Here is a 15,550-nt window from a genome sequence, read left to right on the forward strand (position 1 = left end):
GCCAACTGCCGCTGATCGTCAGAGCACGGCATTCAGCCGGAGCGCTCGATCGGCGACCGATGCGCTTTGCGAACAGACGCGTTCATGGCCTGCAAATGCACAGGCCAGCTTCTGTCGACGAGCATCGCGACAGCCAGCGCAAGACCAAGCAATCCTGCGAGGCCGGTGAGGGGCGCGGTCGCCGATTTCGGTTGGAGCGTCAAGCTACTACTCCCGTTGTTATGAGGGATTGATTGCCGTTGGCGGCCGCCAGGTCGCCGGCATGGTCAAGTAGAGTGGCCACCGCCGCTGGTACCGCCTGTTCCGCTGGTTGCGGTTGTCGTGGCCGCCACCGCCATGATCGAGAACCGGAGTAAATTCCGAAAATTTTGCATAGATATCTCGCTTTCTGACGCCTCGCTTCTCGGGCTAGCGCCCAAAGCTTCCCCGCTGTCGAGTGGGTGTTTGCAACAGGGCCGCATACGGAGCGCTTACGCCTCAGCGGTCGTGCTCAGGGGCGGCATAGAAAGTTGGACGAAGGGCAGACAATGGTGCCGCATTGCGGTATTTCGACCGGAAAAGGCCAGAGATGCACTTTTGGGGGAATGGATAATGTCGAAACGGCTTAGATTGGTCCTGGGGACTGCCGGCGCAATCGCCGTCGCCATCGTCTGGGGGATCGTCGCGACGTTGATGGGGGTGCCATCGATTCTGATCACCGTAGGAGCGGTCGCTATCGGCGCAGGCATCTACAGCTATCAAAGCCGGAGCTGATCCGGTATCCGGCGACGGCAGCTTAGCCGAAAAATCGCACAGTCGCGGACTGCCTGCGGCAATGTTCAGTGTACGAATATTACCAACGGCAGCGTTCTGTGGAACGAGTGGCCTCTCGAAGCTATTGTGTGACGGTCCGAGACCCCCGCCTCGGGCTATCGGGTCACCCAGCCGAGTGGTCCGCTGCTACCCAATGGCAGCGGACCTTTCACCCGGAAGACGGACATTGTGCCGAATCGAGGGAGAACGATGGTCGTTGACGAGATTGCAGCGCGGCGCCTGAAAATTCTGATCGAGCAATATATCGAGACCAGGAAGAGGCGCCACGATGAGGTTTCCACCGCAGCGGCTGAGATGGCGATCACGGCTGTCATGCCGAATTGCCCGGTCTCCGGAAAAGCCCTGGACGACATGATTGCGGCATGTGCGTTCGAGCATGGGCTGGGGGTGCTGTTCGATCGACCTGACGCATGAAGGCCTGAATGCCATGAATCCCGATGTCAAAATCGTACAGTGCTGTCCTGTACGAATCCAACGCTGTTTCTGAGACCGCTCGCGACGACATAACCAACCAGCCGGAGCAGGCATGCGAGATATTTTTTCATTTCCGAAACAATGACGGCCGTTTGACGGAAAATTTCGAAGGGAGTTGGATGGCCTGTCTGCCGCCCAGGACAACGCCATGGCTTCGGCCAAGGAAATCCTGGTCGAGGGTCTGCTCAGCGGCAGCCCAGTCCTGACAGGCCTTTCCTTCGAAATCTGCGACGAGAACCGGAAGCTGCTTTTCCGATTTCCCTTCTCGGAAGCTGCCGAAAAGGCTGGCGCTCGACCTTAATTGGCCAAAAAGCCCGGCAATGCGGGCGAGCTTTGATCGAGCCTGGCTGAAAAACCGCATCTCGCGGCAAGACGGTCGTTGGTGCAAATCAGCACCATAGGCAAATTAGTAGCATAGCTGCCGGCACAAAGCAAGAACAAACATGGCTTGCCTTGCCGAAAGGGCGTACGTTTCAGGAACTCGAGGGCAGGGCCCGGGTAGGGGGCGCCAAGCGACATTGCGGTTTCCAACCGATGTGTCGATCTGTCGGGCTGGTGTTCGTCAACTTCCCGAAACGTCTTCGCAGGATGCTGTGATCGGGAGTTCCTTTCTCCCGCGGTTACGTTTACAGGACGTTCTGGACAGTGTCGTTTGCGCGCCAGCAACTGGTCCGGGGCCAAGGCCCAGCGCACAGTCGTCCTCCGTCAAGGAAACCAGTCCGGCGCCGCTTTTGGAGAACAATGATTTGTGGTGGTCAAATAAGCAAAAGAGATTCAAGGGAACGTGGGACGACCGACTGGACGGCCTGTTCTCAGCAGAGGTCGACTACGCCGGGAAGTCCATTCTCGATGTTGGCTGCAACATGGGTGTTGTCGCCTATGAGATATCCAAGCTAGGACCGACTTCGATCCATGGGATCGACATTCTCAAGCCGCATATCGAGACGGCCAGGATGATCTTCCTGGGTTGTCCGGTTCAAAGCCGGTTCGATTGTCTCGATCTTGGCAGCCGGAAGCTGCAAAATGTTCTCCAACCGCAGTATGACATCGTCATGCTGCTGGCGGTCTACCATCACATGCAGTGGAGCCTCGGCGCGGACAAGGCGCGACGCGTGCTGTGCGATATCGCCAGGCGTGCTCAAACGATCGTTGCCCGCGTTCCTCCTGGCAAGGATAGAGAGATGATCGCGGTGCTTTCGGATGTGGGCTTTTCAATCAAAAGCAATCACACCTCGCCTCTTGGAAGCCATCTCATGGTCCTCGCGAAACACTGACCGGGCAGAGCGCGGCCGACGGCGAATGGCGCAAGAGCCGCGTGGCTGGGTCCGCTATGCTCGTATGCAAGGAACCGACGGTCGTAAGCCGATGACGTGCAAGGATCCGGTTCGGCATTGACTGCGGTCGGGAACGAAGCCACAGACAGGTGATCGAAACCGTTTCGCGCTTCAAGACAACACAAAGACCGGACGGGATCGCAACGGGCGGCGACGAGATGATTGCAAAGAAACGAGTGTCAACGGGCCCAGCATATCCGCTGATCAAGCGTCTGATTGGCGAAAATCTGCCGCCGCACAAGATGCTGTATGTGACAGGTTTGCTGTGCTCGATCGCTGCTGCTGCGGCGACCGGGGCAGCGGCCTGGATCATGAAAGTCATGATCAACACCATCTATGTCGAGCGAGACGCTGCCGCTGTATCGGGTATCAGCGTCGTCATCATCGGCATTTTCCTGGTCAAGGGCATAGCTGCCTACTGCCAGACCATCACCACGGGGAAGATTCGCCGGGCTATCGTTTCAGACCTTCAAAACCGTCAATTTTCCCGAATGCTGTATTTCGAGATCAGCCGTTTCGCGAACCAGCATCCGGCAAAATTTGTCTCCAAGATCATGTTCAACGCGCGCGCCGGGGCGACCGTTATTCTCACCCTCACGAGCAGCGCCGTCTCTGATCTGCTGACCCTGATTGCCTTGGCCAGCGTCATGGTCAAGCAGGACCCGGTAATGTCGCTGATATCCGTGGCGGTTCTGCCGATGCTGTTCCTGTCGGTCGGCGCGATAACCAGGAAGCTCAAGGCGCTGGCGAGGGGCGAGACGGAATTGGCCGCACAGGTCCAGTCGATCGGCACGGAAGCCGTCGAAGGCATCCGCACCATCAAATCCTTCCAGCTCGAGGACAAGGCGGTTGCCAGCTTTGCAAAGGCCGTCCGCAAGATGGAAAGACGTGGCATCCAGATCAACCGGACGTCAGCATTGATGAGCCCATTGATGGAGACCGGCGGCGGCGTGATCATCGGGCTTTTCGTTATGTACGCCAGCTGGCAGACCCTCGGCAACGGCAAGACGCCCGGCGAATTCATGGCCTTCATTACCGCGTTCCTGCTTGCCTATGAGCCTGCCAAGCGGTTGGCCCGGGTCAATGTCGACATCCAGAAGCAAATGGTCGCCGTCGAGCAGATGTATGATTTGATCGACACGCCCGAGCAGCGGCGCCTCGCAATCGCGGGCGAGCGCCTGGCCGACGTCGATGGTGGTATCCGGTTTGAAGATGTGGCCTTTTCCTATGACGGCAACAGCCCCGCGCTCGAGGGTGTTTCCTTCGACGTGCGACCTCGTGAGAAGCTGGCGATCGTCGGCCGCTCCGGCGCCGGCAAGACCACCATCGTCAATCTGATCCTGCGCCTGATGGAGCCGGACAAGGGCAGGATCCTGATCGACGGAAAGGACATTTCGAAGATCAGCCTGGCCGACGTTCGCGACAATATCGCACTGGTGTCACAGGACGTCTTCCTGTTCGAAGGCTCGATCCGCGACAACATTCGCGACGGCCGCCCGAACGCCACGGATCAGGAAATCGAGTCCGCTGCGAACCTCGCTCGGGTCACCAGCTTTGCTTCGGCGCTCGAAAACGGGCTCGACACGCTTGTCGGGCCGAGCGGCACCAATCTGTCGGGCGGGCAGAAACAGCGCGTCGCCATCGCACGCGCCCTGCTCAAGAACGCTGCGGTAATCGTCTATGATGAAGCGACATCGGCGCTTGACGGTGAAAACGAACGGGCAGTCATGGAGGCAGCCTTCGACAACACATTTCAGCGCACAGTGATCTGCATTGCCCACAGGCTGTCTACAATCAAGGCGGCCGATCGTATTCTCGTGTTTGACGCCGGACAGCTTGTCGATGCTGGAACGCATGACCAGCTTGCCAAGCACAGCGAGATATATCGTTCGATATTCCACCTGGAGACGCCCGATCCGATGGTCGAAAGCGGCAAAAAGCTGCGGCAGAGCGTATTGCGCTGAAGGCCGATGACCAGCTTTTATCACGGTTCCTATGTCCGGTATGTGATTGGTGGACTGGGCCTTCAGGTGCGCCGGTACAAAAAGGCGGTGCGCAGGTTGTTTTCGGGTCCCAAGCAGCCGCAGTCCATTCTTGAGCTGCAAGCCAAGGTTGAGGCCCTGATCGTTCGCAGGGACTGGAAAGGCCTTGAAGCCGGTACCAATGAGATAGCTGTCGCGGCCGATCATAATCGCGACCCGGAGCTGATGCAGAAGGCGGGCCAGGCATTCGAACGGCTTGGCAACTTTGCGCGGGCAGCTGAGCTTCGGCTTTCCGCTCGCCGGCTGCGGAAAGGGAAAAGCGCGAACGAGTGGACCGGCGAGAATCTCGGATCGGATACACTGCTGATCGACCTTGTGGAGGATGACCCGCGCAGCCTTGGCCGGGTTATCCGCCACGCGCGACTGGCCGGCGCTGCCGCTGCCTATGCGCAAAGCGCAACAATCCGGGTCGAGCCGCGCCTGGTACCAATTCTGCAGCGAACGTTCCCGAAGACGACCGTGGTCCCGGCGCAGCGGGATGTGGTCGCCAACAAACGTGCGACTTTCGAAGATCTCGCCTGGGTGTTCGGACGCGATGCCGAAAAGCTTGCTGCCGACTTTGTGCCGCTGCGGGCAGATCCTGAACACGTCGAGACATTCCGTAAGCGCTATCGCTCGATGACGGATCTGCCGCTGGTCGGCCTCTCCTGGGGCAGCAAATCCCACACCAAGGACGTGCCTGATTTTCCTGAATGGGCACGGTTCATCGCCCAGACACAAGCGACCTTCGTTTCGCTCCAGTACGGACAGATCAAGCCGGCGTTGCGGCGCCTTCGCAACGGCAATGACGCGCGTCTGATCTTTGACGACGGCGTCGACCAGATGGTCGACATGGACGGTTTCGCGGCACAGGTCGCCGCACTCGATGCTGTCGTGACGATCAGCAATACGGCAGCCCATCTTGCCGGAGCCCTTGGCGTGCCGACTGTTTTCCTGATCGACGATAATTTTCAGACGGCATGGCCGGTGACCGGCGACCGGACACCCTGGTATCCGAAGGGCATTGTCATTCGCAAGGAGGGGCGCCCTTGGTCGCTGGTGCTCGACGAGGCCGGCCGGCGGCTCTCATCGATCCTGACGACGCTTTCCGACGCTCCCCGAGGACGATAGAACATCGCCGTGCAGAACAGACGAACCATCCTTCAGAAAGCAAAAACCGCCGATCTGCGCCCGCAGGGCGCCGTCGGCAAGCGGCTGCAGAAGGTTCTCGAGCGGGCAAAGGAACTTCTTAGACGTCCCTCGCGCCACGCCGACGAAAGTGCCGAAAGGCATATGAGGCTGATGGAGGAAAGCGTGCAGCGTGGTGACTGGCAAACTGCTCGCGACCATGCACTGGCGCTTGGCGCGCTTGGTGAGCAGCTTGGCGATCTCGGCCTGATCAAGAAAGCGGGGCGCGGACTGAGGCGTCTCGACGGAGGAAATCGCATCTGGCAGTTGATGGCGGCGAGCAAGCAGCGCGGCAGACCCGATTGGGATGGCAGTGATCTTGCGGGTCGCACGCTTCTCGTCGATCGTCGCGAAGGCGACCTGGCAATCTTTTTCCAGTTCGCGTCGCTGCTTGGTCCAGTCGTCGCGGCTGCCGGTCGATGCATCGTCTTCGTCGAGCCGCGACTGGCACCGCTTTATCGCAGAACATATCCTGCGCTCGATGTCAGGATTGAAGGGGAAGAGGACATGGCGGCGGTGGACGACGACGTCGTTGCCGGTTTCGAGACACTCGCAAAGCATTTCTGGCCGGACGACCCGGCGGCACGCGCGCCCTTCGTTCCGCTGGAGCCGGACCGCCGACTGGTTGCCGAGCTGCGCGGCACCTATCTCGATGGCGGCCCAGGTCCCCTGATCGGATTTGCCTGGGGAAGCCTCAACAAGAGCAAGGATCTGCCGGCCCTGGACGACTGGCGGACGCTGTTCGCCAGCCTGCCGGGGCGCCTCGTCAGCTTGCAATATGGCGATGTCGGGCCGGCCCTCTCCGAGTTCGAGCGCCAGGCGCCGGGCCGCATCATCCATGACGCTTCCGTCGATCAGTTGACGGACATGGACCGCTTTGCCGCCCAAATCGCGGCGCTCGACGCAGTGGTGACGATCAGCAATACCGGTGCCAACCTGGCGGGAGCGCTCGGCGTGCCGACGATTGTCATGCTCGACGACGGGTTTCGACTGTCCTGGCCTGCCTTCGGCGAGACCGTCGCCGCATATCCGAGCGTTCGACTGGTCCGAAAAGGCGGCCGAGCCTGGGCGTCGGCAGTGCAGGAAGCAGGCGGACGCGTCATGCAGATCATCGGCGGAGCTGGCGATGGAAGGTAGCCTACTTCTCGGCCGGTTGCGCCGCGCTGTCGCGCTTGCAGGCTACAAATACAAGGTCTGGTTCCGACGTCACCGGCGGCAGCTCTTCCTTCGCTGGCGTGACGGCGACATTGCCGATCAGATGGCGGATTATCGGCGAAGCGTCGAGTCCCGCGATTGGCCGGCGGCACTGCCGAAAGCCCTGGCTCTTGGATCCATTGCGAAGTCGAGGGGCGAGGTCCACCTGATCGACGAGCTCAGCAAGGCGCTGATGCGGATGGGCGCCTATGGCGCAGCCGCCGAACTCAGGATTGCACGACGCCACATCGTCAACGGCCGCGTCGATGGCGAGTGGCTGGGCCAGGATATTTCTGGCCAGACACTGCTGATCGATCTGATGGAAACCGAAAAGCAGGGTCTGGCCACCGCGATCCATCATGCGAGCTCCGTCGGCTGTGCCCTGGCGCGCGCCGCCCGTTCGATCGTCCTCGTCGAGCGCCGCCTGGTACCGCTCTTTCAGCGCACTTTTCCGACTGCCGATGTGCGGCCGGTCGGCGCTGGCGGCAAGGCCGTCTATGCCGAGGCGCAGGCCTTCGCCGGCGTCCAGCATCTGACTGCCGTTTTCGAAACCGACGAGGCGACGATCCGCGAGCATTTCGTGCCCCTTAAGCCGGATCCGGCCCGGGTCGCTGAACTTCGCGCCCGCTACCGGAAGGAAGGACGACCGCTGGTCGGTATCGCATGGGGCAGCTCCAATCCCGGCAAGGACCTGCCGCCGTTGTCCGCCTGGTGTAACCTGATCGGCCGACCGGACCTCCGGTTCGTCTCGCTGCAATACGGTCAGATCGACACCGACCTGAAAGTTCTGACCAACGGTGAGCCGGAGCGCATTCTTCATGACAGATCGGTGGATCAGCTCGTCGACATGGACCTTTTCGCCGCGCAGGTTGCCGCGATGGACGCCGTGGTGACCATCAGCAATACCGGAGCGCATCTGGCCGGCGCGCTCGGCATCCCCTCGGTTTTCATTCTGGGCGACGGCTTCAAGCGGTCCTGGCCGGTCGAGGGCGACCGCACGCCCTACTATCCATCGGCCGTGCTGGTCTCGAAACGGGAACGCCCCTGGTCCGTGGTGATGAGCGAGGCCGAGGCCATCCTGGCGCCATGGATCACAAAAGTGAGTGGCTAGTGCATGTCGTCCGAAAGCGCGTCACTGAATACGCATCGACGCGATCCGCATTAAGCGTTCGGCCGACGGATCGCTGAATGGAGCGCCCGTGTCGAACACTCGTCGCAACAGGCCAAAAAACATAAGGCATTCCGAACCGGGATATAGTAAAGGCCAATTCGCCCCGCAGAGGATCGCAATTCTTGCCGGCATTTCTGCCTTGTGTTCGAATCAGCCGTAGGCTTAGGCGCCCAGTAATGGGGTTGGTCTGGCCGGCAGCGGTTCGGGCGCCAGCTCTGATAATCTAAAGGAGGTCTCCCCCATGTCCTTTCTAAAATTTTTCCAGGCCAAAGCGCCGGCTCTTCCTCTTATCGTATCCTTTCCAAAATCAGGGCGCACGTGGCTGCGTGTCATGCTGGACGATCTCGGGGTTGAAGTTCAATACATTCACGACGGAACCGACCACAAGTTACTTCGACCAAAATCGAGCCTCAAGGAGAATAAATCTCGATACAAGAAGAGAAGAACAATAATGCTTGTTCGCGACCCAAGAGATACGGTGGTCTCAGGGTACTTTCAGGTTCAGAAGCGCCACATGCTTCCAGCCGGATCGTTCAGTGATTTTATCAGAAGCGACAATCATGGGATTGAAAAGATCATCAGGTTCAATCTGCAATGGTTCGCAGCCATGCCCCGGATGCGCGAAATCCGGTATCTTCAATATGAAGATATGCATCGGGATACGGCCGGTGTCCTTCGCGCGATCCTTAGATTCCTGAACCAGCAGGCTGACGATCAGACGCTTGTCGACGTGGCGAACAACCGAACCTTCGACAAGATGAAAGTGAGTGAATCGACCGGTGATCTGTCCGATCGATACGGCAAGATATTACAGCCGCGCGATGCGAATGATCCCGAAAGCTTCAAGGTGCGCAAAGGTAAGATAGGCGGTTACGGCGAATATCTTTCCGAGAACGACGTGGCCTATTGTAACGAGCAGTTGGCCAAGTTCGAATATTGGGAGAAGCTGGACAAGGTCTTTAGCACGAACGGCTTGTGCTATGCTCGCGTCGATAACCGCGCCCGGGTCGCCTTGGGTTAGGGGGCATTGCCGACATGGTGATGCGGACCGGATTCATTTGCGGCTGCGGCCATAGCGGGACGACGTTGATTGCAACGATCCTTGCGTCGCATCCTGACGTCTACCTGCCGCTCCAGGAAACCAACATTTTCTTCAAGTGGACGCCACTGGCCGTGTTCCGCTTCTGGAAACTGAAGCGGGCGGCGCGCGAGGCTGGAAAGAACGTGCTGCTTGAAAAGACACCGCGGCATATCCGCCGTGTGGCCCGCATCCGCCGGCTCGTACCCGGCGCGCGTTTCATCATGCCGGTGCGAGATGGGCGCGACGTCGTGGCGTCGCTGACCAAACGACTTGACGACCCAAAGGAGGCTCTCGACCGCTGGATCAACGATAATGCGCTGGTTCTCGCGGAACAGGGAAAGCCGGATGTGCTGATCTATCGCTATGAGGATCTGGTCGAGAATCCGGCCAAAGTCGTCGAGCAGATATGCGGCTTTCTTGATGTGACCTTCAGCCCGGATCTCCTCGACTACCACAAGAACCCGCAGCAATGGTTCAAGCCGACCGACGCCAGCGTCGAGACGCCACACGAGGTGCTCCGGAACCAACAGGTCAATCAGCCAATCTATGACGGGAGCGGGAGATGGCGCTCCGAACTTGGAAACGCCGAGTTACAGGACCTGGTACAAGGACGAGGTGCCCAGCTCATGAAAGCGTTCGGTTATGCATGATGTTGGTTCGGCATCTGCTGGAGTGCCGTCTACCAATCAATTTTGTCGATCAAACCCGTTTGGAATAGGCTGTGAGCGCCTTCGTACAGCATTGACTGTTCGCTCATCGCGCTGAGAGCGGCTTTACTGCTCGATACCTCATGATACTGGCGATATTTGGAAGCGCCGTTCCAATACTGACCTTCCGCCACCGCGACCTGCGCCTTGTCGTTGAAATCGGCGAAGAACTTGAAATGAAGCAGGCCGGCCAATCCCTTTATATAGTTTCGCCAGTAGGGCAGCGGTGCGTGAATCGACGTAAAAATCGTCTGGCGATCAACATATATCAGAGGAAACTTGGTCAACTTGTGCTGCCTGGCGAAAAGCCGGGTCCTCGGGCCGCCTGTGATCTTGAGATGCCGAGGGCTCCTCGTCACCTCATAGCCGCTGCCGTCGAAATGGTCCGCAACCTGCCATGGCGGCACGATGGGATCGAAGGGTACGTCCCAGATGTTTCCGCTCGGATACATGTCGATCATCGGCGCCAGCAGGCGTGTCATTCCGCGCCGCTTGAGCCAGGCGGCCATCGCGCCGAGCGGATTCTGATCCATGCCGTCATAGACAAGATATTCGTCCGCATCGACGGTCAGATACCAGCGAGGCTGACCATAAATCTGCACAAGACGCTGCCGCCAAAGGTTTCCCAGGTCCGACTGAGAATAGGTGAGCGGCGAGCTGAATAGATCGACATCTGGCTGCTCGGCCAGAAGCTCAGCTGTTCCGTCGGTCGAGCGATCATCGAGGACGGCGAATCTAGTGACGCCGAGCTCGCGATAGTGCTTCAGGAACGGGCGTAGCCTGTCCGCCTCGTTGCGGATGACGAGGATCAAAGGCAGGTCATTCACTTTGAGGGGCGTTATCGGCCGCAGCGATGACACTTCTGCCCGCCTTCCGAAGGTGCGTCTCAGCCGATATATGGCGGTGTCGGTAATCGTCCGGCGGACAATGGCGGGCCAGGTTGCTTTGCTCAAGCCGTCGATTCCCCCTCATAGCGGTCACTACCCGGCTGGAGCTGGCGCTGATCCGCTGTTTGCAGTTAATTTCTACATGCAGCACCGTCAGGCAAATCGCAAGCAGTCGCGGACAATGGACACAGGCCTGTTCTGAGTTCCGCGAGTGAGCTTTCCAACTGTTGCCGATGCGCGCTGGCCTCTATAGACATCGTCAGATGGCAACAAGGCCGGAGCCCTGACCCAATGCATGCCGGCATTCGTGGCATCGAAAATCAATTCGACAGGCCGATCCTGTTCGTGCGCCAGCGTTATGCGCCCTTTGGCGGCGGCGAGATCATGCTGGAACACATCATGGCTGCATTTGCCGCGCGTCAGCGGTCGGTGGCCGTGCTCTCCGGCGACTGGCCGCGCTATCAAGGCATAGAATTCATCCATTGCGCCGGCCGCCGCTTTCCGCGTTCGCTGCGGGCGGCGTCCTTTGCTCAAGCCGCCTGCCGCAAGATCGCCGAGATGCCACCGGCGCTGGTGCAGAGCAACGATCGCCTCCCGTGCTGCGATGTTTTCCGGGCCGGGGAGGGCGTTCATGCCGCCTATCTTGCCGAACGGCGGCGTTTCGAGACGCGGCTTGGCAGGGCGGCAATGGCGCTGAGCCCCTTTCACCGCCAGACGCTGCGCCTCGAGCGCGCAACCTATGCCAGCCCACGGCTCAAAGCTGTCATAGCGATTTCGAAGATGGTCGCCGAGGACATTGTCCGTCACTATGATTATCCGGCCGAAAATGTGCACCATATTCCCAACGGGGTGGATCTCGACCGCTTCAATCCGCAACTGCGCCAACAGCATCGGGCCGCGATCCGCGCGCAGCTCGATGTCGACGAAAACAGGCCGGTCGTCCTGTTTGTCGGCTCGGGCTTTGCGCGAAAAGGACTGCTTGCACTGATGAAGGCTGTCGCCAGGCTCGATGGCGAGCCGGAATTGTGGGTCATCGGCCACGATTCGCGCGCCAACGCCTTCAGGCAGGCCGGTAACAAGCTCGGTCTCGGCGCACGGCTCAAGATGCTGGGGCCGCAGAAAGACATGCTGCCGTGGTACGGCGCGGCCGATATTGCCGTGCTGCCTTCCATCTATGATCCTTTCGGCACAGTGGTCATCGAAGCGATGGCGAGTGGCTTACCCGTCGTGGTAAGCATCGGCTGCGGAGCGCGCGAGCTTGTCGAGCGGTTCGAGCCGACGCTCGTTTGCGATGCGGCCAGCGAAAGTGACCTCGCAGCAGCGCTCGCCCACGCGCTGCAGTTGGCGTCACGACCTGAAACCGGAGCCCGGGTGAGAGCGGCGGCCGAACACTATGATTTCAATGTCATGATCAAGCGAATGATGGCGCTGTATGAAAGCCTTGATCTGAAATGATTTTCGACTTTGTTGAATTAGGTTAGCAGCCCCAATATGCTAACGGGCCGGGAGCCGATGCTGCAGATGCATTCGAATGACAGTGGCAGCTTTGATGCCGGAACCTTCTGACCGTGCCGGCGCTCTCGGTCATTATCATCACCCGCAACGAGGAGGCGTCCATCGCGCGCTGCCTTCGCTCGGTGGATTTTGCGGACGAAATCATCGTTCTCGACAATGACAGCAGCGACAGCACCAGGGAGATTGCCGGTGACTTGGGGGCCAAGGTTTTGATGACCCTTGATTGGCCCGGTTTCGGCGCGCAAAAAAACCGTGCGCTGACCGCGGCAACGGGGGATTGGATCCTCTCGCTGGATGCCGATGAGTGGGTGGAGGCGCCGCTCGGCACGGAAATCAGGGCCGCAATCGCCGACCCAAAAGCCTATGACGGCTTCGAAATACCGAGAAGATCGCGCTTTTGCGGGCACATTGTCCGTCATAGTGGCTGGTCGCCCGATCTGGTGCTCAGGCTCTTCCGTCGCAGCTCCGGGCGCTTCAGCGACGACACCGTGCACGAGAAAGTGGTGTTGAACGGAAAGGTCGGGCGATTGTCCCAGCCGATCGAGCACGACTCGATCACCGACCTGGCAGATGCCCACGACAAGATCGGCCGGTACGCAGAAGCATCCGCCGCGCAGCTGCTTGCCGAGGGCAAAAAAAGCTCGATAGGCAAGGCAGTTTTGCGTTCCGTCTGGGCCTATGTGCGCAGCTATATTTTCCGGCTGGGATTTCTGGACGGTTCCATTGGTGCGATGGTGGCCGCGTATTCGGCCAGCTACACCTATCAGAAATGGGCGCGTGTCGCATTGGAAATGCGAGGTCAGGTCCACCCAAAAAAGCAAGGCTGAGGCCAGGACAAATCTGTGAGAAACCGGCTCGGTTGATCGCAATTGTTGCCGAGCCATCGCCAACTAGTTAGTGTACGACCGTTAAAATCGAAAGCCAGGGTAGTGAATATGACTGATGCGTTTAGGGTATTTATCGGATGGGACAGCCGTGAGCCGATCGCGTACGACGTCGCGCGACACTCGCTGCTCAAACATGCGTCGGCGCCTGTCTCCGTCATTCCGATCAAACAAGACGAGATGCGTGCCCGCAGGCTGTATTGGCGGGAAAAAGATCCACTCGCCTCGACGGAGTTCACCTACACGCGCTTCCTCACGCCTTTTCTCGCCGACTACACGGGTTGGGCCCTGTTTTGTGATTGCGATTTCCTGTGGCTTGGTGACGTCGCAGGCCTGCTGAAATATACGGACTCGGACAAGGCGGTCTATTGCGTCCAGCATGACTATACGCCGAAGGCCACAACCAAGATGGATGGCGTGGTCCAGACATCCTATCCTCGGAAAAACTGGTCGTCGTTGATGCTGTTCAATTGCGCGCATCCTTCGGTCAGATCGCTCACGCCAGAGGTCGTGAATCAGGAAAGTGGCGCCTATCTTCACCGAATGCAGTGGGTTGCCGACAAAGATTTGGGTTCATTGCCGGTAGAGTGGAATTGGCTCGAGGGCTGGAACGAAAAGCCTGCTGTCGGCACACCTAAGGCGGTCCACTATACGAGTGGCGGCCCGTGGTTTGCCGAGTGGCAGAATGTCGACTATGCCGACTTGTGGATAGCAGAACGCGACGAGTTCCTGGCTTCCGATCAGGCAGAATCTTCTCAGAGCGCAGTTCGATAAGAGCATCGTGTTTGGCAGGTGACCTGGGCGCTTCCGAAGTGGCATCGGCGTCGGCAACAACGCGTGGTGCCGCCTCGGGACGGGACCGGGGCAGATTGCGCCTAGGAATCTGGCGGTTCCGGCTGGGGAAGCATGACGCGCTGAGATAAGGATCAGCTCGCGGCAATATGATCGGTTGGGGTCCGTCAGCTCTTTCATCGGCCTAGCCGGCACGCGAAAGTCGACCATGTCGTCACTGCGAAGACGCTTCGATCGTTTCCTGGAAAACCGCGGGCCTAAAATACCGCGGCTACAGCTGAACCATGTCGAGCGCCTGGCGCTGGTCCGTCGCCATGGTGATTTTTCCCTTGCCTATTCGACCGCCGTGCAGAAGGGGCTTCACTACTTTGGCGATGCCCAGGGCTACATCGCTTACGGAACCAAAACGCGACATCACTTCGCGCTCGGTGATCCAATGGCTGCCCCGGCCGATCGGCGCGACTATATCGAACGTTTCATCGAGGTTGCCGGCAGCCCGTGGTTCGTGCAGATCGGCGGACAGACGGCGCACGTGCTTGCCGGACTTGGCTATCAGGTCAACCGCCTCGGCGTCGACACCAGGCTTGTCCTGCCCGGCCACGACTTTTCCGGAAAGCGTAATGAGACAGTGCGTTATTCCGAACGCTGGCTCTTGAGGAAGGGGTTTTCCTTCGCGGAGGACAATGGGACCGTCTTCCTCGACGAGATTGCCAGGCTCTCCCAGAATTGGCGGGCCGACCGCATCGTCAAGCGCTGGGAGATGAGGTTTCTCAACAGGCCTTTTGCCGATCACCTTGGCGTCGATATGCGCCGTTTCGTCCTGCACGGTCCGGATGGAGAACTCGTGGCCTTGCTGGATTTCGATCCGCTGTTCAGCGACGGCAAGGTCATCGGCTACACCACCTCGTTCAAGCGCAAGCACATCGATGCCTCGGCGCATGCCGAGATCGGCCTGACCAAATTCGCGGTCGACCGCTTTCGCGACGAAGGTGTTTCCGTGGTCACCCTCGGCCTGTCGCCGCTTGTCGAAATCGGACCTAGCGGGTTTGCCGAAAGCGATTTCTGGCGGCGCGCCTTCCAGCGTGCCTATGACTCGCCGTGGGTCAATCGCACCCGCTTCAACCTGCAGGGGCAGGCGGCCTTCAAGCGCCGGTTCCATGGTGTCGAAGAACCGACCTATCTCGCCTTTCGCAAAGGGACCTTTTTCGAAGCGCTTTCTTTGCTCCGGCTGATCAGGGCCGTCTAGAGCGCCGGACGCTCAGATTGAATCAAGAGGGATTCCAGTGAGACCGCGTTCGTGATTCACTTTCCGGTAGGAGGTGATTTGCGATGCCCAAGCCCTATTCGATCGATCTACGTGAACGCGTTGTCGGTTATGTCGAAGCCGGCCATTCGCGGCGTGCGGCGGCGGCACATTTTGGGGTGTCGGTTTCGTTCGTCGTGATCCTGATGAGGAACTATCGAAAGACCGAGAGCCTGGTGCCCAAGC

At 59.4% G+C, this 15,550-nt stretch carries 16 protein-coding genes; 15 read left to right on the forward strand and 1 reads right to left on the reverse strand.

Going from position 1 to position 15,550, the window contains the following annotated elements; translation table 11 throughout:
- Window positions 1–591 precede the first annotated feature (591 nt).
- From NKH17_RS20815 to NKH17_RS20860, 10 genes are all read left to right on the forward strand, one after another.
- Window positions 592–753 (forward strand): hypothetical protein, encoded by a 162-nt coding sequence (locus tag NKH17_RS20815; protein WP_352507299.1) that lies wholly within the window; start codon window positions 592–594, stop codon window positions 751–753.
- Between the two features lie 249 nt (window positions 754–1,002).
- Window positions 1,003–1,227: a hypothetical protein gene (locus NKH17_RS20820; RefSeq protein WP_352736519.1), complete on the forward strand. Its 225-nt coding sequence runs from the start codon at window positions 1,003–1,005 to the stop codon at window positions 1,225–1,227.
- A gap of 175 nt (window positions 1,228–1,402) precedes the next feature.
- A complete protein-coding gene (locus tag NKH17_RS20825) occupies window positions 1,403–1,588 on the forward strand; it encodes a DUF6894 family protein (protein ID WP_502895589.1) in 186 nt (61 codons plus the stop codon).
- Between the two features lie 430 nt (window positions 1,589–2,018).
- Window positions 2,019–2,561 carry a class I SAM-dependent methyltransferase gene (locus tag NKH17_RS20830; RefSeq protein WP_352806687.1) on the forward strand — a complete coding sequence of 181 codons (543 nt, stop codon included), beginning with the start codon at window positions 2,019–2,021 and terminating at the stop codon, window positions 2,559–2,561.
- Between the two features lie 311 nt (window positions 2,562–2,872).
- A complete protein-coding gene (locus tag NKH17_RS20835; protein WP_352806690.1) occupies window positions 2,873–4,585 on the forward strand; it encodes an ABC transporter ATP-binding protein in 1,713 nt (570 codons plus the stop codon).
- A 6-nt stretch (window positions 4,586–4,591) separates the two neighbouring features.
- Complete coding sequence (locus NKH17_RS20840) at window positions 4,592–5,773, forward strand: glycosyltransferase family 9 protein (RefSeq protein ID WP_352806693.1); 1,182 nt, start codon at window positions 4,592–4,594, stop codon at window positions 5,771–5,773.
- A 9-nt stretch (window positions 5,774–5,782) separates the two neighbouring features.
- A complete protein-coding gene (locus NKH17_RS20845; RefSeq protein ID WP_352902280.1) occupies window positions 5,783–6,967 on the forward strand; it encodes a glycosyltransferase family 9 protein in 1,185 nt (394 codons plus the stop codon).
- On the forward strand, window positions 6,957–8,135 hold the full coding sequence (locus tag NKH17_RS20850) for a glycosyltransferase family 9 protein (RefSeq protein ID WP_352478893.1): 1,179 nt from the start codon (window positions 6,957–6,959) through the stop codon (window positions 8,133–8,135). The genes NKH17_RS20845 and NKH17_RS20850 overlap by 11 nt, the downstream gene beginning before the upstream one ends.
- Before the next feature lie 301 nt (window positions 8,136–8,436).
- Window positions 8,437–9,216 (forward strand): sulfotransferase domain-containing protein, encoded by a 780-nt coding sequence (locus NKH17_RS20855; protein WP_352806701.1) that lies wholly within the window; start codon window positions 8,437–8,439, stop codon window positions 9,214–9,216.
- A 14-nt stretch (window positions 9,217–9,230) separates the two neighbouring features.
- Window positions 9,231–9,926 carry a sulfotransferase family protein gene (locus NKH17_RS20860; RefSeq protein ID WP_352806704.1) on the forward strand — a complete coding sequence of 232 codons (696 nt, stop codon included), beginning with the start codon at window positions 9,231–9,233 and terminating at the stop codon, window positions 9,924–9,926.
- 29 nt (window positions 9,927–9,955) lie between these two features.
- Here NKH17_RS20860 and NKH17_RS20865 read toward each other — a convergent pair whose 3' ends face one another.
- Window positions 9,956–10,936 (reverse strand): glycosyltransferase family 2 protein, encoded by a 981-nt coding sequence (locus NKH17_RS20865; protein WP_352806707.1) that lies wholly within the window; start codon window positions 10,934–10,936, stop codon window positions 9,956–9,958.
- Between the two features lie 225 nt (window positions 10,937–11,161).
- On the opposite strand from NKH17_RS20865, the gene NKH17_RS20870 reads away from it, so the two are divergent.
- The 5 genes from NKH17_RS20870 to NKH17_RS20890 form a co-directional block, all read left to right on the forward strand.
- Window positions 11,162–12,325, forward strand: a complete 1,164-nt coding sequence (locus NKH17_RS20870; RefSeq protein ID WP_352806710.1) for a glycosyltransferase family 4 protein — start codon at window positions 11,162–11,164, stop codon at window positions 12,323–12,325.
- 113 nt (window positions 12,326–12,438) lie between these two features.
- Window positions 12,439–13,212, forward strand: a complete 774-nt coding sequence (locus NKH17_RS20875; RefSeq protein WP_352806713.1) for a glycosyltransferase family 2 protein — start codon at window positions 12,439–12,441, stop codon at window positions 13,210–13,212.
- A 108-nt stretch (window positions 13,213–13,320) separates the two neighbouring features.
- Window positions 13,321–14,043, forward strand: a complete 723-nt coding sequence (locus NKH17_RS20880; protein WP_352801645.1) for a glycosyltransferase — start codon at window positions 13,321–13,323, stop codon at window positions 14,041–14,043.
- A 226-nt stretch (window positions 14,044–14,269) separates the two neighbouring features.
- Window positions 14,270–15,307 (forward strand): phosphatidylglycerol lysyltransferase domain-containing protein, encoded by a 1,038-nt coding sequence (locus NKH17_RS20885; protein WP_352801643.1) that lies wholly within the window; start codon window positions 14,270–14,272, stop codon window positions 15,305–15,307.
- Window positions 15,308–15,390: 83 nt separating this feature from the next.
- Window positions 15,391–15,550: helix-turn-helix domain-containing protein (locus NKH17_RS20890; protein WP_352972167.1), on the forward strand; the 160-nt coding region annotated here is incomplete at its 3' end.

It is taken from the genome of Mesorhizobium sp. M1334, assembly GCF_040317995.1.
Taxonomy (GTDB): domain Bacteria; phylum Pseudomonadota; class Alphaproteobacteria; order Rhizobiales; family Rhizobiaceae; genus Mesorhizobium.